The organism is Streptomyces sp. bgisy159, assembly GCF_965341775.1.
Taxonomy (GTDB): domain Bacteria; phylum Actinomycetota; class Actinomycetes; order Streptomycetales; family Streptomycetaceae; genus Streptomyces.
This window is the reverse complement of sequence record NZ_CBDQZH010000007.1, coordinates 212,773-234,944: the sequence shown is the minus strand read 5'-3', so window position 1 is coordinate 234,944 and position 22,172 is coordinate 212,773. Positions and strand designations below refer to the sequence as shown.

Sequence of the window (22,172 nt, the reverse complement as noted above, 5' to 3'; positions counted from 1 at the left end):
CCCCCCCCCCCCCCCCCCCCCCCCCCCCCCGGACCGTGACTACTTCGCTCCGGTGTCGCCGTCGGTCTTCTTCGCCTCGTCGCCCGCCTTCGCCTCGGCGGGAGCGTTCTCGGACGGCTCCTCGGCCGCCTCCTTCTTGCCGAGGTCGACCGGGGCGTCGTCGTCCGAGGCGGCGGCAGCGGCGGACTCGGTCTCGTCGGTCTCGGTGAGGGAGGAGGCGTCGTCCGGGACGACGTCGGACTTCAGGTCGTGCTCGATGCCGTGCACGATGCGGTTGTACTCCTCGTCGGTCAGGACGGCACCGATCGAGTTCTTCGCGAAGAGCAGTTCGACACCCGGGCCGGCGTCGACGAGAACCGTGTCGTCGCTGACCTCCTTGACCGTGGCGTACATACCGCCGATCGTGCGGATGCCCGAGCCGGGCTGCATCTGGTTCCGCATGTCGGCGGCCTGTTGCTGCTTGCGCTTGGCCGAGCGGGTCATCAGGAACATGGCCCCGATGAGCACGATGAACGGGAGGAGAGTCACGAGGCTATTCACGGGACGACATTTCCTTCGCACGACCGCGGCGGAGCGGCCTGTTGGGATGGGGGTGTGTGCACCACCCACAAGGGCGGCATCGGCGGAGTCTAAGCGAGTCTCCACGCAGGGAACAACGCTCAGCATGGCACCCGGGTTCCTGCTCGGGCCACTGCGCTCGCCGTCACAACCGCATCACGTCTCGAACGGATCCCGTGACAGGTCCCGAACATGTCATGTCAGGTCCCGAACAGGTCCGGTTGTCCGTTTCCGGCGCCGGACGGGCGCGGCGGGGTGAGTCCGAGGTGCGCCCAGGCCGCCGGGGTGGCGACCCGGCCCCGGGGAGTACGGGCCAGCAGGCCCTCGCGGACCAGGAAGGGCTCGGCGACCTCCTCGACCGTCTCGCGCTCCTCCCCCACCGCGACGGCCAGCGTCGACAGCCCGACCGGGCCGCCGCCGAACAGTTTCAGCAGTGCCTCCAGCACGGCGCGGTCGAGCCGGTCCAGTCCGCGTTCGTCCACCTCGTACACGGCGAGGGCGGCGGCCGCGATGTCGCGGGTGACGATGCCGTCCGCCTTGACCTGCGCGTAGTCGCGCACCCGGCGCAGCAGCCGGTTGGCGATACGGGGGGTGCCGCGGGAGCGGCCGGCGATCTCGGCGGCGCCGTCCCCGTCGACGTGGACGTCGAGCAGGTGCGCGGAGCGGTGGACGACCCGCTGCAGCTCACCGGGCTCGTAGAACTCCATGTGCGCGGTGAAGCCGAACCGGTCGCGCAGGGGCGGCGGCAGCAGCCCCGCGCGGGTGGTGGCACCGACCAGGGTGAAGGGGGGCAGTTCGAGCGGGATGGCGGTGGCGCCGGGGCCCTTTCCGACGATGACGTCGACGCGGAAGTCCTCCATCGCCATGTAGAGCATCTCCTCGGCCGGCCGCGACATGCGGTGGATCTCGTCGAGGAAGAGGACCTCGCCCTCCTGGAGGGAGGAGAGGATCGCGGCGAGGTCGCCGGCGTGCTGGATGGCGGGGCCCGAGGTGATGCGGATGGGGGCGCCCATCTCGGCCGCGATGATCATCGACAGGGTGGTCTTGCCGAGGCCGGGGGCGCCCGAGAGCAGCACGTGGTCGGCGGTGGCGCCCCGCGCGCGTGCGGCGCGCAGCACCAGGTCGAGCTGTTCGCGGACCTTCTCCTGGCCGATGAACTCGCCCAGGTCCTTGGGGCGCAGCGCGGCCTCGACGGCCTGGTCCTCGCGGTCGGCGGACGCACCGACGAGCCGCTCCTCGTCGGAGGCGGTGTCGGTCGTGTCGTCCCAGTTCATGTGATGTGCCTCAGCGGGTGGGGTGGGGTCACGGGGGGGTCACGGGCGGTCGGCGGGCTCGGCCGGTCAGCGGGCTCTGTTCAGGGTCTGCAGGGCGGCCTTGAGCAGCTGCCCCACCTGCGGGGTGCCCTCGGCGGCCGCGGCGCGGGGTTCGACGGCGGCCACGGCCTCGTCGGCCTCCCGGGTCGCGTACCCCAGACCGATCAGCGCGGCGTGCAACTGGTCGCGCCAGCCCTGGCTGACCGGTGCGCCGACCGCAGGGGCACCGATCGGCTCGCCGAGGCGGTCCCTGAGTTCGAGCAGCAGCTTCTGGGCGCCCTTCTTGCCGATGCCCGGGACGGCGGTCAGCGCCTTCTCGTCGCCGGTGGAGACGGCTCTGCGCAGCGCGTCCGGCGTGTGCACGGCGAGCATGGCCTGGGCCAGGCGGGGTCCGACCCCGCTGGCGGTCTGCAGCAGTTCGAAGACCTGCCGCTCGTCGTCGTCGGCGAATCCGTAGAGAGTCAGGGAGTCCTCGCGCACCACGAGGGACGTGTGCAGCTTCGCGGGCCGGCCGAGCCGGAGCGCGGACAGCGTGTTCGGCGTGCACTGCACGGCCATGCCGACACCGCCGACCTCGACGACCGCGGCGTCCGGGGCGAGGGCGGCCACTGTGCCGCTGACGAAGGCGATCATGCCGTACGGCCTTTCGAGGGGGTCGGTGCTTGGGCGGTGTGCAGGGCGACGGCCCGCTGCAGGCGGTTCTGCGCGGGGGCGCGCCAGATGTGGCAGATGGCGAGGGCGAGGGCGTCGGCGGCGTCGGCGGGTTTCGGCGGGGCGGCGAGCCGCAGCAGGCGGGTGACCATGGCTCCGACCTGCGCCTTGTCGGCGCGGCCGCTGCCGGTGACGGCGGCCTTGACCTCGCTGGGGGTGTGCAGGGCGACCGGGATGCCGCGGCGGGCGGCGCACAGCATGGCGACCGCGCTGGCCTGGGCGGTGCCCATCACCGTGCGCACGTTGTGCTGGCTGAAGACGCGTTCCACGGCGACGAACTCGGGCCGGTGCTCGTCCAGCCACTGCTCGATGCCCTGCTCGACGGCGAGCAGGCGGTGACTCAGGTCCGCGTCGGCGGACGTGCGGACGACTCCGACGCCGACCATGGTCAGCGGGCGCCCGGCGACCCCCTCGACCACGCCGACCCCGCACCGGGTCAGACCCGGGTCCACCCCCAGTACGCGCACCTCGGCCCCCTCCCTTCTTTGCGGCTGAACCGCCGCCGCTCTCGCGGACCTGGTCAAGCGCCGTTGTGGTTCCTCAATTGATGGTTACGGCCCGTGGACGGCGATCTTTGACTCTCGTCAGGCTATCCGCTGGCAGTGACAACGCGGCGGGCCGGTGGGGTGTGTCCCACCGGCCCGCCGGGACCGCTCGGCTGGGGGCGGCGTTACGCGTCGACCTTCTCCATGACCTCGTCGCTGACGTCGAAGTTGGCGAAGACGTTCTGCACGTCGTCGCTGTCCTCCAGCGCGTCGATCAGCTTGAAGATCTTCCTCGCGCCCTCCTCGTCCAGCTCGACCTGCATGGTCGGGACGAAGTTGGCGTCGGCGGACTCGTAGTCGATGCCCGCCTCCTGGAGGGCGGTGCGGACCGCGACCAGGTCGGTCGGCTCGCTGATGACCTCGAAGTTCTCGCCCAGGTCGTTGACTTCCTCGGCGCCCGCGTCCAGGACCGCGCCCAGGACGTCGTCCTCGGCCAGCTCGCCCTTGGGGACGATCACGACGCCCTTGCGGTTGAAGAGGTACGACACCGAGCCCGGGTCGGCCATCGAGCCGCCGTTGCGGGTCATGGCGACGCGGACCTCGGAGGCGGCGCGGTTGCGGTTGTCGGTGAGGCACTCGATGAGCACCGCGACACCGTTCGGGCCGTAGCCCTCGTACATGATCGTCTCGTAGTCGGCGCCGCCGGCCTCCAGGCCGCCGCCCCGCTTGATAGCGGAGTCGATGTTCTTGTTCGGGACCGACGACTTCTTCGCCTTCTGGACGGCGTCGTACAGCGTCGGGTTGCCGTCGAGGTCGACGCCGCCCATGCGCGCCGCGACCTCGATGTTCTTGATCAGCTTCGCGAAGAGCTTGCCGCGCTTGGCGTCGATCACGGCCTTCTTGTGCTTCGTCGTGGCCCATTTAGAGTGGCCGGACATCTGCCTGTCTCCTTCGCGTAACCCATCCAGACAACGAACGCCAGGAATCCTACAAGGACTCCGCGCCCCGGTTCGCGCGCACCATGTCGACGAACAGGGCGTGGACGCGGTGGTCGCCCGTCAGCTCCGGGTGGAACGAGGTGGCCAGCGCGCTGCCCTGACGGACCGCGACGATGTGGCCCTCGTGCTCGGCGAGAACCTCGGCCTCGGCTCCGACGGACTCCACCCAGGGGGCGCGGATGAAGACGCCCTCCACGGGGTCGCCGGCGACGCCCTTGACGTCGACCGCGGCCTCGAAGGACTCGTTCTGCCGGCCGAAGGCGTTGCGGCGCACGATCATGTCGATGCCGCCGACGGTCTCCTGGCCCGAGCGCGGGTCGAGGATCTTGTCCGCGAGCATGATCATGCCGGCGCAGGTGCCGTAGACGGGCATCCCGGCGCGCACGCGCGCGCGCAGCGGCTCCATCACCCCGAAGAGGACGGCCAGCTTGGAGATGGTGGTCGACTCGCCGCCGGGCAGCACGAGGGCGTCCACCTCGGAGAGTTCCTCGGGGCGCCGCACCGGCCTGGCCACGGCGTCGGCCGCGGCCAGGGCGACGAGGTGCTCCCGTACGTCGCCCTGGAGGGCCAGGACGCCGATCACAGGTGCTTCGGTCATGGGTGGGTTACCAGCCGCGGTTGGCGTAGCGCTCGGTCTCGGGGAGGGTGTCGCAGTTGATGCCGACCATGGCCTCGCCCAGGTTCCGGGACGCCTCGGCGATGATCTTCGGGTCGTCGTAGAAGGTGGTGGCCTTCACGATGGCGGCGGCGCGCTTGGCCGGGTCGCCGGACTTGAAGATGCCGGAGCCGACGAAGACGCCCTCGGCGCCGAGCTGCCGCATCAGAGCGGCGTCGGCCGGCGTGGCCACGCCACCGGCGGAGAACAGCACGACCGGCAGCTTGCCCAGCTCGGCGACCTCCTTGACCAGCTCGTAGGGGGCGCGCAGCTCCTTGGCGGCGGCGTACAGCTCGTGGTTGTCGAAGCCGCGCAGCTTGGCGATCTCGTTCTTGATCTGGCGCAGGTGGCGGACGGCCTCGACGACGTTGCCGGTGCCGGCCTCGCCCTTGGAGCGGATCATCGCGGCGCCCTCGGCGATGCGGCGCAGGGCCTCGCCCAGGTTGGTGGCACCGCAGACGAAGGGAGTGGTGAAGGCCCACTTGTCGGAGTGGTTGACCTCGTCGGCCGGGGTGAGGACCTCGGACTCGTCGATGTAGTCCACGCCGAGGGACTGCAGGACCTGGGCCTCGACGAAGTGGCCGATGCGGGACTTGGCCATCACCGGGATGGACACCGCCTCGATGATGCCCTCGATCATGTCCGGGTCGGACATCCGGGCCACGCCGCCGTCCTTGCGGATGTCGGCCGGGACCCGCTCGAGGGCCATGACGGCGACGGCACCCGCGTCCTCGGCGATCTTGGCCTGCTCCGGGGTGACGACGTCCATGATCACGCCGCCCTTGAGCTGCTCGGCCATACCGCGCTTCACGCGCGCGGTGCCGGTCTCGGGAGCCTGGTTCTCGGTGATGGACACGGGTTGACCTCGCTGAAGGAAAAGAGGATTTTCTGCACCCCGAGGAAACGCGAAGGGACCAGTCCACAGCAAGGGCCAATGCCAACCCGGTGGATCGTTTTCGCCGCCGGTCGCCTCACGCCGGCTACGCGGCCCGGTCCACCAGGGCCGTGGGCGGTTCGTCGTCCATCTCGAAGGCCATCGGGAAGGGCGCGTGGCCGGCCAGCCGGAACCAGCGCACCTTGCGGTGTTCGCGCAGCCTGCGGGCCGCGCCCACGGCGTCGTTGTGGAAGCGGCGGGCCATGGGCACCCGGCGGACGGCCTCGGTGAGCTCGTGGGCCGCCCCCTCTCCCCCGGGCACCTCGCGGACCACCTCGACCTGCTGGGCGTCCGCGAACACCGCCCGCAGCGCCTGGCTCAGCTCGCTCTCGGCGACCTCCCGCTGCTCCTCCTCGGCCTGCCGGGCCGCGTGCGCGGCCTCGTACAGGACGATGGACGCCGCCGGGTCCAGCACGCCCGAGGTGGCGAGTTCCTGCGCCACCGACGCCCGGCGCAGCAACTGGGCGTCCAGCGCGGCGCGGGCCGCGTCGATCCGGGCGTGCAGCCGGTCCAGCCGGCCCGCCGTCCAGCTCAGGTAGAGGCCGATCGCCACGAGGACGACGAGGGTCCAGATGAGGGTTGCGGTCACGGGCGGCAAGATTACGCGCCAGAGGCCCGGCGGCGCTGGCCCCGTGGCCCCGGGCACCGCGTGACGCGGCCGGCGCCCAGCCCCGCCCTGCCCCGACCGACCGCGGAGCGCCTACCCGAACCGGGGGAACCCCGCCCCTCCCCCTCGGTTCCCTCAGTCCCGGGCCAGGCCGAACCGCGACCGGAAGCCGGTGCCCGGTTCCCGGTCGTCGGCCGCCACGGCCGCCGCGCCCGCGGTGACCGTCTCGTAGACCGAGAGGATGTCGGCACCGACCGTCGACCAGTCGAACCGACGCACATGGGTACTGCCGTGGGCGCGCAGTTCCGCACGGCGGTCCGGGTCCCCCAGGAGTCGTACGGCCGCCTCGGCCAGCGCGTCCGCGTCCTCGTTGGCGAACAGCTCGCCCGCCGCCCCCTGGTCCAGCACCTGCGCGAACGCGTCCAGGTCGGAGGCGAGCACCGGCGCACCGGCCGACATCGCCTCGACGAGGATGATGCCGAAGCTCTCGCCGCCGGTGTTGGGCGCGACGTACAGGTCGACGCTGCGCAGCAGACGCGCCTTGTCCTCGTCGCTGATCATGCCGAGGAACTCCACCCGGGGCCGCAGCTCGGCCGACAGGCCCGCCACCGCCTCCTCCTCGTCGCCGCGCCCGGCCACCAGCAGCCGGGTCCGCGGGCTCGCGGCGAGGATCCTCGGCAGCGCCTTCATCAGGACCGGCAGGCCCTTGCGCGGTTCGTCGATGCGGCCGATGAAGCCGATGGTGTCCCCCTGCCACTCCGGCCTGGGCTCCGCCTTGGCGAAGAAGTCGACGTCCACGCCGTTCGGGATCACCACGGCGTCCCCGCCCAGGTGCTCGACCAGGGTGCGGCGGGCGTACTCGCTGACCGCGATCCGCGCGCTGATCTTCTCCAGGGCGGCCTGCAGGATGGCGTACGCGGCGATCATCGCCTTGGAGCGCGGGTTGGAGGTGTGGAAGGTCGCCACCATCGGTCCCCGGGCCGCCCAGCAGGTCAGCAGGCCCAGCGACGGCGACGTCGGCTCGTGGATGTGCACCACGTCGAAGTGGCCGTCGTGCAGCCAGCGCCGTACCCGGGCCGCCGACAGGAAGCCGAAGTTCAGCCGCGCCACCGAGCCGTTGTACGGCACCGGAACGGCCCGGCCGGCCGAGACCACGTAGGGCGGCAGGGGTGTGTCGTCGTCGGCCGGGGCCAGGACGGACACCTCGTGGCCGAGCCGGATGAAGTACTCGGCGAGGTCGCGGATGTGGAACTGGACGCCGCCCGGCACGTCCCAGGAGTACGGGCAGACGATGCCGATCCTCACGGCGAGCCCTTCTCGGGGTCCAGGTCGGCGACCCACAACCGCTGCAGCATGTGCCAGTCCTCCGGATGCTCGGCGATGCCCGTGGCGAAGGCGTCGGCCAGCGCCTGTGTCATGACGGACGTCTTCTCCGCGCGGGTGCCTGACGCCGGTACCTCGATCGGGGGATGCACCCGGCCCTGCATGACGGGCGAGTCGTCGTACCACAGCGTCACCGGCAGCAGGAGCGCGCCGGTCTGCTGCGCGAGGAGCGCCGGCCCGGCCGGCATCCGCGCCGTCTCACCGAAGAACGTGACCGGGACCCCGGACGCGGACAGGTCCCGGTCGGCGACCAGGCAGACCAGGCCGCCGTCGCGCAGCCGCCGGGCCAGGGTGCCGAAGGCCGAGCCGCCGCTGTGCGGCAGCACCTCCATGCCGAGGCCCTCCCGGTACGCGACGAACCGGTCGTAGAGCGTCTCCGGCTTCAGGCGCTCGGCGACCGTCGTGAACGGCGTCCTGAGCGCGGTGGTGACCCAGGCCCCGGCCAGGTCCCAGTTCGCCAGGTGCGGCAGCGCGAGGATGACGCCGTCGCCGGCCGCCAGGCCCTCGGTCAGGTGGTGCACGTCCTTGGGGGCGAAGCCGCCCCTGACGCGCTCCTCGCTCCAGGCCGGCAGCCGGAACGACTCCATCCAGTAGCGCAGGTAGGACCGCATGCCCGCGCGGGACAGCTCGGCCAGGCGCTCCGGGCTCGCGTCCGGCACCACGCGCGCGTAGTTGCCCTCCAGGCGCCGCACGCCCTTGCCGCGCCGTCTCCAGGCGATGTCGGCGATGGTCCGGCCCAGGCGCACCGCAGCCGGTTCGGGCAGCTTCCTGACGAAGGCCCAGCCGGCTCCGTACAGCGTGTCGGTCAGCCGCTCCCGGGCGCTCACTGGGCCGTCTCCCTCCCCTGGGGTTCCTGGGGAGTGGCGGCGGCCGCCTCGGCCTCGGCGGACTCACGGCGGACGGTGACCACCCGCTGCACCAGCGTCACCAGGCTGCCCACGGCGACGATCCACAGGGCGACCGGCAGCAGGTACTGGATACCCGGCACCCCGAACTTGTGCAGTCCCGCGAAACCGGCCGCCACCAGGGAGATCACCAGGCGCTCGGCGCGCTCCACCAGGCCGTTGACGGCCACCGGCAGACCGATCGACTCACCGCGCGCCTTGGTGTACGACACCACCTGACCGCTGGCCAGGCAGAAGATCGCGACCGCGCACAGCACGTTGTCGTCTCCGCGGCCGGCGTACCAGAGGGCGAACCCGGCGAAGATCGCGCCGTCGGCGACCCGGTCCAGCGTGGAGTCCAGGAAGGCGCCCCAGCGGCTGGAGCGGCCCAGCTGGCGGGCCATGTTGCCGTCGACGAGGTCGGAGAACACGAACAGCGTGATCACCACCGTGCCCCAGAAGAACTCGCCCATGGGGTAGAAGACCAGCGCTCCCGCGACGACACCGGCGGTGCCGATCAGCGTCACGGTGTCGGGGCTCACGCCCCGGCGGATGAGAAACGCGGCGAACGGTGTGAGAACACGCGTGAAGAATGCACGCGCGTACTTGTTCAGCATGGCCTTCCCGACGGTCGGTGTGGCGCCGCGGCCCCTGCTGGCCACCGGCTGGCCCATCGTAGCCACGCGCGCGCGTGGACGACCGCCGGGCACCCGGACCGGCGTCACGTCCGTCCCGGACACCGGTCGCGGACCGGGCGGCCCAGCCGTACGGGCAGGCCGCGCGCGCCGGGTGGCCCGAACCCGTCGCTCGTATGGACGCACCGTGACGGGAGTGGAAAGCTCGAAGAACCGCGGGCGTCGCCGTCGCCGTCCTGAGGCAGCGCCGTGGTGCCCGCGCCCCCAGTGACCTCACCGTGCACGGGAGGCAGGATCATGGGCGACAAGACACAGACACACCCCGGGGCCGCCGGCAGGGCAGTGGCGGCCGACCACCCCGCGTCCGTACGGAATGTGGTGCTGGTCGGCCACTCCGGTTCGGGCAAGACGACTCTGGTGGAGGCTCTCGCGCTGACCGCGGGGGCCGTGAACCGGGCGGGCCGCGTGGCCGACGGCGGCACCGTCTCCGACTACGACGAGATCGAGCACCGCCAGCAGCGCTCGGTCCAGCTGTCCCTGGTACCCGTCGAATGGGACGGCATCAAGATCAACCTCCTCGACACCCCCGGGTACGCCGACTTCGTCGGGGAGCTGAGGGCCGGTCTGCGCGCGGCGGACGCGGCTCTCTTCGTCGTCTCCGCCTCCGACGGTGTCGACGGCTCCACCCGCATGGTGTGGGAGGAGTGCGCGGCCGTCGGCATGCCCCGCGCCCTCGTCGTCACCCACCTGGAGGCGGCGCGCGCCGACTTCGAGGAGATGACCCGGATCTGCGCCGAGGCGTTCGGCGGCGACGACCCCGACGCCGTACTCCCGCTGTACCTGCCCCTGCGCGGCCCGCAGGCACCCGACGGGCACGCGCCCGTGACCGGGCTGATCGGGCTGCTCTCGCAGCAGCTGTTCGACTACGCCTCCGGCAGCCGCCAGGAGGTACAGCCCCGCGAGGACCAGCTGCCGGACCTGACCGCCGCACGCAACCGGCTCATCGAGGGCATCATCGCCGAGAGCGAGGACGAGACCCTGATGGACCGCTACCTCGGCGGCGAGGAGATCGACGTCAAGACGCTCGTGGAGGACCTGGAACGGGCCGTCGCCCGCGGCACCTTCCACCCGGTGCTCGCCGCCGCGCCCGCCGCCGAGGGCGCCAAGCAGGGACTCGGCACCGTCGAGCTGCTGGAGCTGATCACCCGCGGCTTCCCCACACCGTTCGAACACCCGGCGCCGGGCGTCACCACCATCGACGGCGAGCCGCGCGACCTCAAGCCGTGCGACGTCGACGGACCGCTGGTCGCCGAGGTCGTGAAGACCTCCTCCGACCCCTACGTCGGCCGGCTCTCCCTGGTCCGCGTCTTCTCCGGCACCCTGCGTCCCGACGAGACGGTGCACGTCTCCGGACACGGCCTCGCCGACCGCGGCCACGAGGACCACGACGTCGACGAACGCGTCGGCGCCCTGTCCAGCCCGTTCGGCAAGCAGCAGCGCCCGGTCTCCCACGCCGTCGCCGGCGACCTGGTGTGCGTGGCCAAGCTGAGCCGCGCCGAGACCGGCGACACCCTCTCCGCCAAGGACGACCCGCTGCTGATGGAGCCGTGGCGGATGCCCGACCCGCTGCTGCCGCTGGCCATCCAGGCGCACAGCAAGGCCGACGAGGACAAGCTCTCCCAGGGCCTGGCCCGGCTGGTCGCCGAGGACCCGACGATGCGCCTGGAGCAGAACCAGGACACCCACCAGGTCGTCCTGTGGTGCCTGGGCGAGGCCCACGCCGACGTCGCCCTGGAGCGGTTGCGCAGCCGTTACGGCGTCCAGGTCGACGTCGTCCCGCACAGGGTTTCCCTGCGTGAGACCTTCGCCGGGAAGTCCGCCGGACGCGGCCGCCACGTCAAGCAGTCCGGCGGGCACGGCCAGTACGCCATCTGCGAGATCGAGGTGGAGCCGCTGCCCGGCGGCTCCGGCATCGAGTTCGTCGACAAGGTCGTCGGCGGGGCCGTGCCGCGGCAGTTCATCCCGTCCGTCGAGAAGGGGGTGCGTGCGCAGGCCGCCAAGGGCGTCGCCGCCGGCTACCCGCTGATCGACGTGCGGGTCACCCTGCTGGACGGCAAGGCGCACTCGGTGGACTCTTCCGACGCGGCCTTCCAGACGGCCGGCGCGCTCGCCCTGCGGGAGGCCGCCGCCGACGCCAGGATCCACCTGCTGGAACCGGTGGCCGAGGTGAGCGTGCTGGTCGGCGACGAGTACGTGGGCGCCGTGATGAGCGATCTGTCCGGCCGCCGCGGCCGGGTCCTGGGCACCGAGCAGACCAGCGGCGGGCGCACCGTGGTGCGCGCCGAGGTGCCCGAGATCGAGATCGGCCGCTACTCCCTCGACCTGCGCTCGCTGTCCCACGGCACCGCCCGCTTCGACCGCGCCTACGCCCGGCACGAACCGATGCCGCAGCAAGTGGCCGACAAGCTCCGCGAACAGGAGAAGAGCGGCTAGGCGTTGACACACGGCCGCACGGAAGCGACGCGTGCGGCAGGAGAGTTCCCGATCCGGCGGACGGCTTCGGCCGTCCGCCGACGCGTGTCGGTGCCGGCCGATACCCTGATGACCTGATCAACAGGTGTGCCGAGCACCGAAGTCGGGAAGGCCGCAGGAGCGAGCATGACGGCGTTGGGGGGCGGGAATGACCGTTGACGGCGGTTACGCGGACTTCTTCGGACCACAGGTCCCGCGGACGGGCGACGAGGGACAGACACCCACCTTCGCCCTGGCCTCGGCGGCCTACCGGGACAACCCGCTGGAGGACATCAAGAAGGCGGACAACGAGTGGCACCAGTCCGCCGTCAACACCGGCCGCCCATGGGCGAAGATCTTCCGCCCCAACCTCGGCGAGGCGTTCTCCCAGGCGGTCGTCGACCGCATGCTCGGCGTCGGCCGCAAACCCCTCATCCAGTCGTTCGGCACCCAGCCGCAGGTCGTGGTCGAGCACTGCCTCGCGGCCAACCGGATCCGCCGCGAACGGGACAAGAAGCTCACCGCCATCATGCTGCTGTGCGGCGTGCTCTTCCTGCCGGGTCTGCTGGTCTGGCTGCTGGTCTTCCAGATCCGGGCCACCCTGGGCAAGCTCGACAACAAGCGGTTCTCCGGCGCGGCCACCGCCCTCCTCGTCGGCGTGGGCGCGCTCGCCGTGCTGTTCCTGGTCCGGATGCCGTTCGCCGGCTTCTGGGGCTGGTACGCGCGCGGCGCGGTCGTCGCGCCCGTCGCGGGCTGGTTCCTCGCCCGCCGGGTCTGCGAGAGCACCGCGAAGGACCTGCGCGCCCGCTGGGACAGCCTGCTGTCCGGCAGCAGCATCGGCGCCAAGGTTCCCGAGGCCGTCCCCACCAGCCCCAACCAGACGGCCGCCGAGCAGCTGCGCCAGTCCCTGGCCCGGCTCAGCGCCGAACAGCAGTCCAACACCCTCTTCTACGCGGGTCCCAAGGGCATCCTCGGCATGGGCACCCGGTGGGGCGCCTGGCAGCTGGCGGAGGAACTGGTCCCGGCCGACCCGCAGCTCGGCATCCACGAGTTCCGCAGCTGGACCGTCGCCCGCGCCATCCACGACGAGCTGAAACTCCTGCCCCGCCAGCGCCTGAAGACCGGCGGCTTCCCCACCCCGACCGTGAAGGACTGGATCGTCACCGCGGTCGGCAGGGACGCCAAGGCCGTCTCCCGCCCCGAGGGACCGGACGTCGAGGCCTACCAGGTCAAGCCCAAGGCCATGGAGACGATCTGCAACGAGAAGCAGTTCGACAGCGGCGACCGGCACTACCTGGGCGTGCAGTGGTCCCTGTGGGACGGCCAGCTGATCATCACCATGATGGTCACCGTGACCGTCCTCAAGGAGACCCTGCGCATCGAGGTCACCGGCCACGCCCTCGGCCCGGTCAACGGCCTGTTCCTGAGCAAGCCCGAGGCACCGACCAAAGAGGTCGCCAAGACCGTGCGGTTCTGGGAGACCCGCAAGGTCAGCCTGCCGCTGGTCACCCCGGACGAGGTGGTGCGCCTCGCCGCGCGCGCCACGCTCAGCTGGTACCCGCCGCTGCTGAACTGGCTCGGCGGCTCGCTGGGCCTGCCCGAGCCGTTCGGCCTGCGCCACGCCTGGGCCGGGCAGCCCTGGGACAACCGCTTCATGAGCGACGACGTGCTGCGTGCCGCCACGCCGGTGCTGCGCCGGGTGCACCACGCCGCGCTCCGGGTGCTGGAGGAGCACCGCGTCGACATAGAGAAGTTCAGCTCACGGTCGTCCGCGCTGAGCGGGTCGGTCCAGGACGTCTCCCCGAAGAAGGCCGACCTGTACGACGCGTGACCCTCACACCGGCCAGGCGTCCGCCAGCATGGCGCGGGTGTCGGCGAGGAGCTGCGGCAGGACCTTGGTGTGGCCGACGACCGGCATGAAGTTGGTGTCGCCGCCCCAGCGCGGGACGACGTGCTGGTGCAGGTGGGCGGCGATGCCGGCGCCGGCCACCGTGCCCTGGTTCATGCCGATGTTGAACCCGTGCGCCCCGGACGCCGTGCGCAGCGCGGTCATCGCCTGCTTGGTCAGCTCCGCCAGCTCGGCGGTCTCCGGGCCGGTGAGGTCGGTGTAGTCGGCGACATGGCGGTAGGGCACGGTCATCAGGTGGCCGCCGTTGTACGGGTAGAGGTTCAGCACCGCGTACACGTGCTCTCCGCGGTGGATGATCAGCCCGTCCTCGTCGGACTTGGCCGGGATCGAGCAGAACGGGCAGCCGTCGTCGGCCCCGGGGCCGGTCGGCTTGTTCTCGCCCTGGATGTACGCCATCCGGTGGGGCGTCCACAGGCGCTGGAACGCGTCCCGCGTCCCGACTCCGATCTGCTGCTCCGGCTCACTCGTCATGCGTGCAGCATATGGCGTCCGGGTGACGGACACGGCGAGGCCCCCGATGCGGGTGACGGCATCGGGGGCCTCGGCCGTACGGTCCGGTCAGACCTGCGCCCGCTCCTCGACGGCCTGCGCGATCTTCGCGATGGCCTCGGCGAAGGGGATGCCGTTCTCCTGGGAGCCGTCGCGGTAGCGGAAGGACACGGTGTCGTGGCCCATGTCCTCGTCACCGGCGATGACCATGAAGGGCACCTTCTGCTTCTGGGCGTTCCTGATCTTCTTCTGCATCCGGTCGGAGGACGAGTCGACCTCGACCCGCAGCCCCTTCTCGCGCGCCGCCGCGGCCCACTTCCCCAGGTACTCGACGTGCGCGTCGCCGATCGGGATGCCGACCGCCTGGACCGGGGCCAGCCACGCCGGGAACGCCCCGGCGTAGTGCTCCAGCAGCACGCCGAAGAACCGCTCGATGGAGCCGAACAGCGCGCGGTGGATCATCACCGGCTGCTGCCGGGAGCCGTCGGCGGCCGTGTACTCCAGGCCGAACCGCTTGGGCTGGTTGAAGTCGACCTGGATGGTCGACATCTGCCAGGAGCGGCCGATGGCGTCCTTGACCTGGACGGAGATCTTGGGGCCGTAGTAGGCGGCGCCGCCCGGGTCGGGCACCAGCGGCAGGCCCTGCTTCTCGGCGGCCTGGCGGAGCGCCTCGGTGGCCTCCGTCCAGTCCTCGTCGGAGCCGATGAACTTGTCGGAGTCGTCCCGGGTGGACAGCTCCAGTTCGAACTCGGTCAGGCCGTAGTCCCGCAGCAGGTCGAGCACGAAGGTCAGCAGCTCGTCGAGCTCCTGCGGCATCTGCTCCTTGGTGCAGTAGATGTGCGCGTCGTCCTGGGTGAAGCCGCGCGAGCGGGTCAGGCCGTGCACGACACCCGACTTCTCGTACCGGTACACGGTGCCGAACTCGAAGAGGCGCATGGGCAGTTCGCGGTAGGAACGGCCGCGCGACTTGAAGATCAGGTTGTGCATCGGGCAGTTCATCGCCTTGAGGCGGTAGTTCTGCTCGTCGAACTCGATCGGCGGGAACATGCCCTCCGCGTAGTGCGGCAGGTGGCCGGAGATCTCGAACAGCCGCTCCTTGGAGAGGTGCGGGGTGTTCACGAACTCGTAGCCGGCGACCTCGTGGCGCTTGCGCGAGTAGGTCTCCATCTCCTTGCGGATCACGCCGCCCTTGGGGTGGAAGACCGCGAGGCCGGGGCCCAGCTCCTCCGGGAAGGAGAACAGGTCCAGCTCGGCGCCCAGCTTGCGGTGGTCGCGCTTCTCGGCCTCGATGAGGAAGTCGAGGTAGGCCTTGAGTTCGTCCTTGGACGGCCAGGCGGTGCCGTAGATGCGCTGGAGCTGCGGGTTCTTCTCACTGCCGCGCCAGTAGGCGGCGGCGGAGCGCATCAGCTTGAACGCCGGGATGGCCCGGGTGGACGGCAGGTGCGGGCCGCGGCACAGGTCCTTCCAGCACAGCTCGCCGGTCTTGGCGTCCAGGTTGTCGTAGATGGTCAGCTCGCCGCCGCCGACCTCGGCGTCCGCGCCCTCGGCGGCCTGCGCGGCGTTGCCCTTGAGGCCGATCAGCTCCAGCTTGTACGGCTCGGCCGCCAGCTCCTCGCGGGCGGCGTCGTCCGTGGTGACGCGGCGCGCGAACCGCTGGCCCCGCTTCTGGATCTCCTGCATCTTCTTCTCGATGCGCTTGAGGTCCTCGGGGGTGAACGGTTCGGCGACGTCGAAGTCGTAGTAGAAGCCGTCCCGGACGGGCGGGCCGATGCCCAGCTTGGCCTCGGGGAAGAGCTCCTGGACCGCCTGGGCCATCACGTGCGCGGTGGAGTGGCGCAGGATGCCCAGGCCGTCCTCGGAGGAGATCTCCACACCTTCGACCTCGTCGCCGTCGGCGACGGTGTAGGCCAGGTCCTTGAGTTCTCCGCCCACGCGTGCGGCGATGATCGAGCGCTCGCCGGTGAAGAGGTCGGCGGCCGTGGTGCCCGTCGTCACCGTGCGCTCTTCCCTCTCGGAATCGCGTTGGATGATCACACGGACGTCTGACACCGGTCTCTCCTGACTGCAGGTGGGGTGCGGCGCCATACCGGGAGCGCGCGCAGGAGGGAATCGTACCGACCCGCACCCACCGACCGCGAAATCAGTCCCCTCCGCAGGCCTCCCCGAAGGAGTCCAGGTTCTCCTGGAGGGACTTCATCAGGCGGTCCCGCTCGGCGTCGTCGACCTGTACGGGGACGACGCCACCGGCCCCGGTGAGCCTGCGGAAGCCGCCTCTGCTCTCCAGCCGGCCCTGGACGCGCACCGGCAGTCCGACCAGGTGGGCCTGGCCGGCGATGCGGTAGTCCTCCTCGTCGAGGGTGAGCCGGACGTGCGGGACCTCGGCCCCGGCGAGCACCCGCAGCCGTACGCCGCCCTCGCCGCGCGGCGCCGATCTGCGCATCCGGACGACCGTGCCGGTGATCCGCACGGCGACGGAGGGTTCGGCGTGCAGATAGCGGGCGCCCGCCTCGCGCAGGGCCGGCAGGTCCCCGGGCGAGAACTCCACGGGTCCGGCGTTCGCGGCGCAGTCGTCGGGGACTCCGGCGGCGGGCGCCCAGACGACGGCGACGCGGGCTCCCTCGGTGCCGCGGACGAGGGCGACGAGCGCCTCGGTGAGTTCGCGGCTGACGCCGGCCTGGACGGCACCGTCGAAGGCGTCCATGCCGCCGGTGGCGCGCCGGTAGTCGATGGCCTCACGGGTGGCGTGCAGGGCCTGGTGGAGGCGTACGGCCAGGGGGCGGACCGGTTCGACGGGCAGCAGCGCGGTGAGCCGGCGGCCGCCGGTGGCGGAGCCGACGAGGACGTGGCCGAGCGTCGCGGCGGCGGTACGGCGGTGCCGGGAGCCGTGGTAGCCGGCGCGGGCGTGGGTGGCGAGGGCGCCGGCCAGCAGGGTCTGGCGGGCGGCGGCGCGCAGCCGCTCCTCGGCGGTCCAGGGCGCGGCTCCGGCGGTCCAGGGCGCGGCTCCGGCGGGGCCGGTGGGTGCGTCGCGCCACCAGTGGATCTCGTCGCTGGGCACGGCGAGGGCGACGAGCACCTCGCGTGCGGAGGGGGTGGTGCTGCGGGCGAGGGCGTCGAGGGCTTCGCCGAGGAGGTCGTCGCTGTCGGGGAAGGCCCGGCTCTCGGGGACGAGCAGGCTGGTGGTGCCGGCGGCCGGTCCGGGCGGGGTCCAGCGTCCGTAGCGGCCGGGGGCGCCGCCACGCCGCTGCCAGCCGTGGCGGGCGAGCAGGGCGCCGAGGACGGCGGGGTCGACCTCGCCGGGCCGGGGGGCACGGTTCCAGGGTGGCTCGGCGGGGTGGGGCCGGGCCGGGCCGGGGCGTGGGGGGTGCGGGTGGTGGGTCATGGTCGTCCTCCCGTCCCGACGCGCGTCATGATCTCGCAGAGCGCCCGGTCGTCGAAGATGCGTGAGGTCGGGATACGCACGGTGGTGCGCCGCCGCCCGGTGACGGGGTGGCCGGCGAGGTTGGTCCAGTAGCAGCAGTGCCGCAGGTCGAGCCGGTCGTGACCGGCCCGCAGCCACTGGTCCTGGGAGCGCGGCACGATCATCACGACGAGGATCTTGTGCACGGAGACCGGGGTGCGGGCGAGCTTCGCCAGGTGGTCGTTGTCGAGGGTGAAGGCGAAGGTGCGGCCGGGCGGGTGGGCGGCGAGCTGGTAGGTCGCCTTGAGCTGGACCTTGATGGTCACCTCGTCGTCGACGGTGTGGCCGGGGGCGCTGTGGCTGACGTGCCAGTCGATGCCGTTGTCCGGGAACGGCTGGGACAGCGAGCATCCCGCCGCCGCGGCGACGGCGTGCAGGTAGGCGACCTGCAGGGTCTCCATGCAGGCGGTGGTGGCGAGTGTGCCGCGGCGGGGGCCCGGACGGTCGGGCAGCAGCCCGCCCCGCTCGGGCTGCGCTATCGCCATGTGGAACAGCCTTCCAAACCAGGTGAGATGCCCGGAACCGGGCCGGCGAGCCCCGCGTCGCATCGCTGAACTGCGGTGACTCGTACTCCTGTTGTGTCCGTCCGGCGTACGGCGCAAACGGGGCGGGTATCACCAGACCGGGCAGCGGGCGGTGCGTCAGCTGCCGTGGTTGAACGAGGGGTTGTGTTGGTATGGCGTGCTGGTACGAGGGCGCCTTGGCGGCGTTCGACACGGAGACGACTGGAGTGGACGTCGAGAGCGACCGGATCGTGTCGGCCGCGCTCGTCGTCCAGGACGCGGCCGGCGGCCGGCCGCGGGTGACCCGGTGGCTGGTGAACCCGGGTGTGCCGGTGCCCGAGGCGGCGACGGCGGTGCACGGGCTGACGGAGGATCACCTGCAGCGCAACGGCAGGTGGCCGGCCCCGGTGATGTACGAGATAGCCGAGCTGCTGGCCGAACAGGCCGCCGCGGGGCGGCCGTTGGTGGTGATGAACGCACCGTTCGACCTGACGTTGCTCGATCGCGAGCTGCGCCGGCACCGCGCGTCGCCGCTGGGCCGCTGGCTGGAGTCGTCGCCGCTGACAGTGCTGGACCCGCGAGTGCTGGACAAGCATCTGGACCGGTACCGCAAGGGACGGCGCACGCTGACGGACCTGTGCGAGCAGTACGGGGTGGCGTTGTCCGACGCGCACGACGCGGCGGCGGACGCGCTGGCCGCGCTGGAGGTGGTCCGCGCTCTGGGGCGCCGTTTCGCGGCCCGGCTGGAGCGGCTGTCGCCGGCGGAGCTGCACACCCTGCAGACGGGCTGGCACGCGGCGCAGGCGCGCGGGTTGCAGGCGTGGTTCGCGCGCAGCGGTCAGGAGGAGACGGTGGATCCGGCGTGGCCGGTGCGGCCGGAGCTGCCGGCGGCGGCGTGAGGGGCCGGGGAAACGAAAAGGCCGGCCCGCTGGTGCGGACCGGCTTTTCCCGGTGGGCGATACTGGGTTCGAACCAGTGACCTCTTCGGTGTGAACGAAGCGCTCTCCCACTGAGCTAATCGCCCGGGAACGAACTGAACGATACAGGTCCTGGCGGGGTTCGTTCAAACCGCTGGGCGGTGCCCGGTCAGCGGGCGGCGAGGTGGGCGGTCAGTCCGCGTCGGCCGGCCCGCATCATCAGCCGGTGGTTGGCGCGGAAGAGCGGCCGGCCGGGCACGGCGAGCCGCCTGAGCAGGGGCTTGTGCACGTCGACGACCTGCTCGTAGCGGGCGAGCGTGCCGGTGGCCCGAGGAGTGACGGTCCAGCGGGCCCAGCCGTCGATGTCGCCGCTCAGGGCGACCTCCAGCACTCCCGCGGCGGGGTCCCGGCGGGTCCGGCGGGCGGTGAAGGTGAGGTCGTAGGGCAGCAGGGAGCGGATGCGGAGGATGCCGGCGGTGTCGTCGAGGCGGCTGACCTCCCGCACCTGGGGCCACCACCGCGGGTAGTCCTCGGCCCGTTCCAGGGCGCTGTAGACGGTGGCGGCGGGGGCGGGCAGGGACCAGCGGCTGAGGAAGCGGTAGTGGGTCCAGTCCATGGGCAGAGTGTGCCCGCGCGCGGCGATCCGTGACGGGATCCGAGTAGGCGGTGAGTACGCGTACTCATGGCGGGCGCCGTGGCGCGGGCCACACTCCGAAGCATGACAACCTTTCCGCCCCCGGCCGAGGAGCTGCGGCTCCTCGATGCCGAGCTGCGGCAACTGGACGCGCGGCGCGGCCAGTTGCTGGCCCGACGCGCCCAGCTGGTCGCGGCTCTGTACGCGGTGGCCCCGCGGCCCCTGGCCGGGCCGGCACCGTCGGCGCCGCCGCGCCCCGAGGCGTCGGCACCCCGGGTGCAGAACGTGCTGCTGGTCCTCGGCGGCGTACTGCTGACGGTCGCCGCGGCGGCGTTCACCCTGCTCAGCTGGGGTGACCTGGGGATCGCCGGGCGGGCGACGGTGCTCGGTGCGGTGACGGCGGCGGTGCTGGCCGCGCCGCTGTTCCTGCTGCGCCGGGGGCTGCGTTCGACGGCGGAGTCGGTGGCCGGTCTGGGGCTGGCGCTGACGGTGCTGGACGCCTACGCGCTGCACGAGGCGGCGCTCGGCGGGACGGACGGCACGGCGTACGCGGCGGTCTCGGCGGCGGTGCTCGCGACGCTGTGGACGGGGTACGGGGCGGTGTCGGCCGACCTGCGGCTGCCGCGCCCGGCGGCCCTGACCGCCGCTCAGTTCCCGCTGCTGCTCGGGGCGTTGGCGGTGGACGCGGAGGCGTACGGGATCTCCGCCGTGCTGCTGGTGACAGCCGCGGCGGACGCCGTGGTGGCGGTGCGCGAGCGCTCCGGGTCCGCGGTGTCGTTCGGGGCACCGCGGATCGTGGCGGTGGCGGGCGCGGGCCTGCTGGGCGGCGGGGGTGCCCTGATCGCGCTCCGGCTGTCGTGGACGGCGGACGGTCCGGGGGCGGCTGCCGGTGCGGCGGCGCTGCTGGGCTTCGCGTCGATGGTCGCGGTGGGTGCCGCCCACCGCACGGCGCGCGGTTCGGAGCGGCTGAAGGGTGCGGCGGGTGCGCCGTCCTCCGCGGGGGCCGTCCCACCGGGGACCGTCCCACCGCGGGCCGTCCCGCCGGGGATGTCCGGCCCCTCCCCCGCGTTCCGTGTGGCCGCCGGTACGGCTCTGTCCGGCGGTCTCCTCCTGGTCGTGGCGCTGGGCGGGCTGCTGCGGGTGTCGCTGCCCGGAGGCTGGGCGGTGCCGGCACATCTGGTGTGCGCGGTCGCCCTGGCGGGTGGGGCCGCTCTGACGGGCGTGGCCCGGGTGTGGTTGCCGGAGGCGGTGCGGCGGGGGCTGGTGGGTGCCGGCGCGGCCGTGCAGGCGCTGTCGCTGCTGTGGGCGCTGCCGCTGGTCCTGGTGGTGGTGACAGGTCCGCTCGGGTGGGCGCAGCGGCCGTGGTCGGGCGGGCCGGGGGACGCGCGCGAGGCGGTGACGGTGCTCACGCCGTGGCCGCCGTACGCGCCGCAGGCGCTGGTCGTGCTGGTGGTCCTCGCGGGTGTCGCGGCGCTGTCGGCGCGCCGGGCGGGGGAACGGTCCTGGGCGTCGACCGGTGCGGTGGTGCTGGGCTGGACGGCGGTGCTCGGTCTCCCGGCGGTCCTGGCGCTCCCGTACCCGGCCGGCCTGGCGCTGCTCGGTGCGGCGACGGCGGCGCTGCTCGCCCTGGAGGGTCGTCTGCCGCATCCGCGGGCCGGTACGGTCCTGGCGCTGATCACCTCCGTCGACCTGGCGTTCCTGGCCCTGGCCGACCGTACGGCGACGTTGGCGGTGCTGTCCGCCCTGGCCGTGCTGTGCGCGGTGGCGTCGGGGTCGGTGCGCCGTTCCCCGCTCACCGCTCCGGCCGCCGTGGTGTACGCGACGGCCCTGGCCTGTGCCACGGGTGCCGCCGCGGGCTGGTCCGCGCCGCACACGGCCCTGCTGGTGCTGGCCGTACCGGCGGCGTGCGCGCCGCTCGCGGCGCGGGCCGGCGCAGTGACCGGGCTCGGGGTCGAGAGCGCGGGCGCCGCGGCCGGGGCCGTCGCGGTCGGTCTGGCGGTGACCGACGCGCCGGTGCTGGCGCTGGTCCTGTCGCTGCTCGGGGTGGTGGCGGCGGGGACGGCGGCCCGCCCGGACCGCCGTCAGGCCGGTTACGCGGCGGCCGTGCTGTTCCTGCTGGCGTCCTGGGTCCGGCTGGCGGCGTGGGACGTGGGCACGCCGGAGGCGTACACACTGCCGGTGACCGTGCCGGCGCTGCTGGTCGGCGTCCGGCGCAGGCGGCGGGAGCCGCGACTCGGGTCGTGGCCGGCGTACGGCCCCGGGCTGGCCGTCACGCTGGTGCCGAGCCTCGGAGCCGCCTGGACCGACGCGGGGTGGACCCGTCCCCTGCTGCTGGGTAGCGCGGCGCTGGCGGTCACCCTGCTCGGCGCCCGGCACCGGCTGCGTGCGCCGCTGGTGCTCGGCGGTGCGGTGCTGGTGCTGGACGCGCTGCACGAGCTGGCGCCCTATCTGGTCCAGGTCGCCGACGGGCTGCCCCGCTGGGTGCCGCCCGCCCTCGCCGGGCTGCTACTGCTCGCCGCCGGTGCGACGTACGAGCAGCGCATCCGGGACGTCCGGCGGGTGCGGGAGGCGCTGGGGAGGATGAACTGA

Annotated in this window: 20 protein-coding genes and 1 tRNA gene; 4 read left to right on the top strand and 17 right to left on the bottom strand. The window is 72.7% G+C overall.

The features are described from left to right. Positions 1-39 precede the first annotated feature (39 nt). The 11 genes from yajC to pgsA form a co-directional block, all read right to left on the bottom strand. Positions 40-540 (bottom strand): preprotein translocase subunit YajC, encoded by a 501-nt coding sequence (gene yajC / locus ACSLTV_RS10485; protein ID WP_432159221.1) that lies wholly within the window; start codon positions 538-540, stop codon positions 40-42. 218 nt (positions 541-758) lie between these two features. Beyond that, a complete protein-coding gene (gene ruvB, locus ACSLTV_RS10480; RefSeq protein ID WP_432134421.1) occupies positions 759-1,832 on the bottom strand; it encodes a Holliday junction branch migration DNA helicase RuvB in 1,074 nt (357 codons plus the stop codon). 66 nt (positions 1,833-1,898) lie between these two features. Continuing rightward, a complete protein-coding gene (ruvA, locus tag ACSLTV_RS10475) occupies positions 1,899-2,504 on the bottom strand; it encodes a Holliday junction branch migration protein RuvA (RefSeq protein ID WP_432134422.1) in 606 nt (201 codons plus the stop codon). After that, a complete protein-coding gene (gene ruvC / locus ACSLTV_RS10470; RefSeq protein ID WP_432134423.1) occupies positions 2,501-3,049 on the bottom strand; it encodes a crossover junction endodeoxyribonuclease RuvC in 549 nt (182 codons plus the stop codon). The genes ruvA and ruvC overlap by 4 nt, the downstream gene beginning before the upstream one ends. A gap of 203 nt (positions 3,050-3,252) precedes the next feature. Further along, positions 3,253-4,005 carry a YebC/PmpR family DNA-binding transcriptional regulator gene (locus ACSLTV_RS10465; protein ID WP_432134424.1) on the bottom strand — a complete coding sequence of 251 codons (753 nt, stop codon included), beginning with the start codon at positions 4,003-4,005 and terminating at the stop codon, positions 3,253-3,255. Between the two features lie 49 nt (positions 4,006-4,054). Beyond that, positions 4,055-4,663, bottom strand: a complete 609-nt coding sequence (gene pdxT / locus ACSLTV_RS10460) for a pyridoxal 5'-phosphate synthase glutaminase subunit PdxT (RefSeq protein ID WP_432134425.1) — start codon at positions 4,661-4,663, stop codon at positions 4,055-4,057. Between the two features lie 7 nt (positions 4,664-4,670). Further along, positions 4,671-5,576 (bottom strand): pyridoxal 5'-phosphate synthase lyase subunit PdxS, encoded by a 906-nt coding sequence (pdxS, locus tag ACSLTV_RS10455; protein WP_432134426.1) that lies wholly within the window; start codon positions 5,574-5,576, stop codon positions 4,671-4,673. Positions 5,577-5,700: 124 nt separating this feature from the next. After that, complete coding sequence (locus ACSLTV_RS10450) at positions 5,701-6,252, bottom strand: hypothetical protein (RefSeq protein WP_432134427.1); 552 nt, start codon at positions 6,250-6,252, stop codon at positions 5,701-5,703. Between the two features lie 144 nt (positions 6,253-6,396). After that, positions 6,397-7,566 carry a glycosyltransferase family 4 protein gene (locus tag ACSLTV_RS10445; RefSeq protein WP_432134428.1) on the bottom strand — a complete coding sequence of 390 codons (1,170 nt, stop codon included), beginning with the start codon at positions 7,564-7,566 and terminating at the stop codon, positions 6,397-6,399. Next, the gene (locus ACSLTV_RS10440) at positions 7,563-8,471 is read right to left on the bottom strand and encodes a phosphatidylinositol mannoside acyltransferase (protein ID WP_435612006.1); all 909 of its coding nucleotides are present in this window, start codon (positions 8,469-8,471) and stop codon (positions 7,563-7,565) included. Before ACSLTV_RS10440 ends, ACSLTV_RS10445 begins: the two co-directional genes overlap by 4 nt. Further along, positions 8,468-9,202, bottom strand: coding sequence for a phosphatidylinositol phosphate synthase (gene pgsA / locus ACSLTV_RS10435; protein WP_432134627.1), 735 nt, complete (start codon positions 9,200-9,202; stop codon positions 8,468-8,470). Before pgsA ends, ACSLTV_RS10440 begins: the two co-directional genes overlap by 4 nt. 258 nt (positions 9,203-9,460) lie before the next feature. On the opposite strand from pgsA, the gene ACSLTV_RS10430 reads away from it, so the two are divergent. Further along, positions 9,461-11,656 carry an elongation factor G-like protein EF-G2 gene (locus ACSLTV_RS10430; RefSeq protein WP_432134430.1) on the top strand — a complete coding sequence of 732 codons (2,196 nt, stop codon included), beginning with the start codon at positions 9,461-9,463 and terminating at the stop codon, positions 11,654-11,656. 187 nt (positions 11,657-11,843) lie between these two features. Beyond that, positions 11,844-13,505 (top strand): hypothetical protein, encoded by a 1,662-nt coding sequence (locus ACSLTV_RS10425; protein ID WP_432134431.1) that lies wholly within the window; start codon positions 11,844-11,846, stop codon positions 13,503-13,505. Between the two features lie 3 nt (positions 13,506-13,508). On the opposite strand, the gene ACSLTV_RS10420 is transcribed toward ACSLTV_RS10425, so the two are convergent. The 4 genes from ACSLTV_RS10420 to ACSLTV_RS10405 all read right to left on the bottom strand — a co-directional run bounded on the left by ACSLTV_RS10420 (position 13,509) and on the right by ACSLTV_RS10405 (position 18,014). After that, complete coding sequence (locus ACSLTV_RS10420) at positions 13,509-14,054, bottom strand: HIT family protein (RefSeq protein ID WP_432134432.1); 546 nt, start codon at positions 14,052-14,054, stop codon at positions 13,509-13,511. Positions 14,055-14,141: 87 nt separating this feature from the next. After that, positions 14,142-16,121: a threonine--tRNA ligase gene (thrS, locus tag ACSLTV_RS10415; protein WP_432134433.1), complete on the bottom strand. Its 1,980-nt coding sequence runs from the start codon at positions 16,119-16,121 to the stop codon at positions 14,142-14,144. Positions 16,122-16,212: 91 nt separating this feature from the next. Further along, positions 16,213-17,451 (bottom strand): hypothetical protein, encoded by a 1,239-nt coding sequence (locus ACSLTV_RS10410; RefSeq protein ID WP_432158850.1) that lies wholly within the window; start codon positions 17,449-17,451, stop codon positions 16,213-16,215. Further along, on the bottom strand, positions 17,448-18,014 hold the full coding sequence (locus ACSLTV_RS10405; RefSeq protein WP_432134435.1) for a DUF4365 domain-containing protein: 567 nt from the start codon (positions 18,012-18,014) through the stop codon (positions 17,448-17,450). Before ACSLTV_RS10405 ends, ACSLTV_RS10410 begins: the two co-directional genes overlap by 4 nt. Before the next feature lie 191 nt (positions 18,015-18,205). On the opposite strand from ACSLTV_RS10405, the gene ACSLTV_RS10400 reads away from it, so the two are divergent. Continuing rightward, on the top strand, positions 18,206-18,931 hold the full coding sequence (locus ACSLTV_RS10400) for a 3'-5' exonuclease (RefSeq protein ID WP_432134436.1): 726 nt from the start codon (positions 18,206-18,208) through the stop codon (positions 18,929-18,931). Positions 18,932-18,984: 53 nt separating this feature from the next. Here the strand turns inward: ACSLTV_RS10400 and ACSLTV_RS10395 are convergent. After that, positions 18,985-19,056, bottom strand: a tRNA-Val gene (locus ACSLTV_RS10395). Positions 19,057-19,118: 62 nt separating this feature from the next. Further along, positions 19,119-19,565 (bottom strand): SRPBCC family protein, encoded by a 447-nt coding sequence (locus ACSLTV_RS10390; protein ID WP_432134437.1) that lies wholly within the window; start codon positions 19,563-19,565, stop codon positions 19,119-19,121. A 102-nt stretch (positions 19,566-19,667) separates the two neighbouring features. On the opposite strand from ACSLTV_RS10390, the gene ACSLTV_RS10385 reads away from it, so the two are divergent. After that, on the top strand, positions 19,668-22,172 hold the full coding sequence (locus ACSLTV_RS10385) for an SCO7613 C-terminal domain-containing membrane protein (RefSeq protein ID WP_435612005.1): 2,505 nt from the start codon (positions 19,668-19,670) through the stop codon (positions 22,170-22,172).

Coding starts and splice junctions, on each gene's coding strand:
- ruvB (WP_432134421.1), bottom strand. CDS start 1,832: ATGAACTGGGACGACACGACCGACACCGCCTCCGACGAGGAGCGGCTC.
- ruvA (WP_432134422.1), bottom strand. CDS start 2,504: ATGATCGCCTTCGTCAGCGGCACAGTGGCCGCCCTCGCCCCGGACGCC.
- ACSLTV_RS10465 (WP_432134424.1), bottom strand. CDS start 4,005: ATGTCCGGCCACTCTAAATGGGCCACGACGAAGCACAAGAAGGCCGTG.
- pdxT (WP_432134425.1), bottom strand. CDS start 4,663: ATGACCGAAGCACCTGTGATCGGCGTCCTGGCCCTCCAGGGCGACGTA.
- pgsA (WP_432134627.1), bottom strand. CDS start 9,202: ATGGGCCAGCCGGTGGCCAGCAGGGGCCGCGGCGCCACACCGACCGTC.
- ACSLTV_RS10430 (WP_432134430.1), top strand. CDS start 9,461: ATGGGCGACAAGACACAGACACACCCCGGGGCCGCCGGCAGGGCAGTG.
- ACSLTV_RS10425 (WP_432134431.1), top strand. CDS start 11,844: ATGACCGTTGACGGCGGTTACGCGGACTTCTTCGGACCACAGGTCCCG.
- ACSLTV_RS10420 (WP_432134432.1), bottom strand. CDS start 14,054: ATGACGAGTGAGCCGGAGCAGCAGATCGGAGTCGGGACGCGGGACGCG.
- ACSLTV_RS10410 (WP_432158850.1), bottom strand. CDS start 17,451: ATGACCCACCACCCGCACCCCCCACGCCCCGGCCCGGCCCGGCCCCAC.
- ACSLTV_RS10405 (WP_432134435.1), bottom strand. CDS start 18,014: ATGGCGATAGCGCAGCCCGAGCGGGGCGGGCTGCTGCCCGACCGTCCG.
- ACSLTV_RS10400 (WP_432134436.1), top strand. CDS start 18,206: ATGGCGTGCTGGTACGAGGGCGCCTTGGCGGCGTTCGACACGGAGACG.
- ACSLTV_RS10390 (WP_432134437.1), bottom strand. CDS start 19,565: ATGGACTGGACCCACTACCGCTTCCTCAGCCGCTGGTCCCTGCCCGCC.
- ACSLTV_RS10385 (WP_435612005.1), top strand. CDS start 19,668: ATGACAACCTTTCCGCCCCCGGCCGAGGAGCTGCGGCTCCTCGATGCC.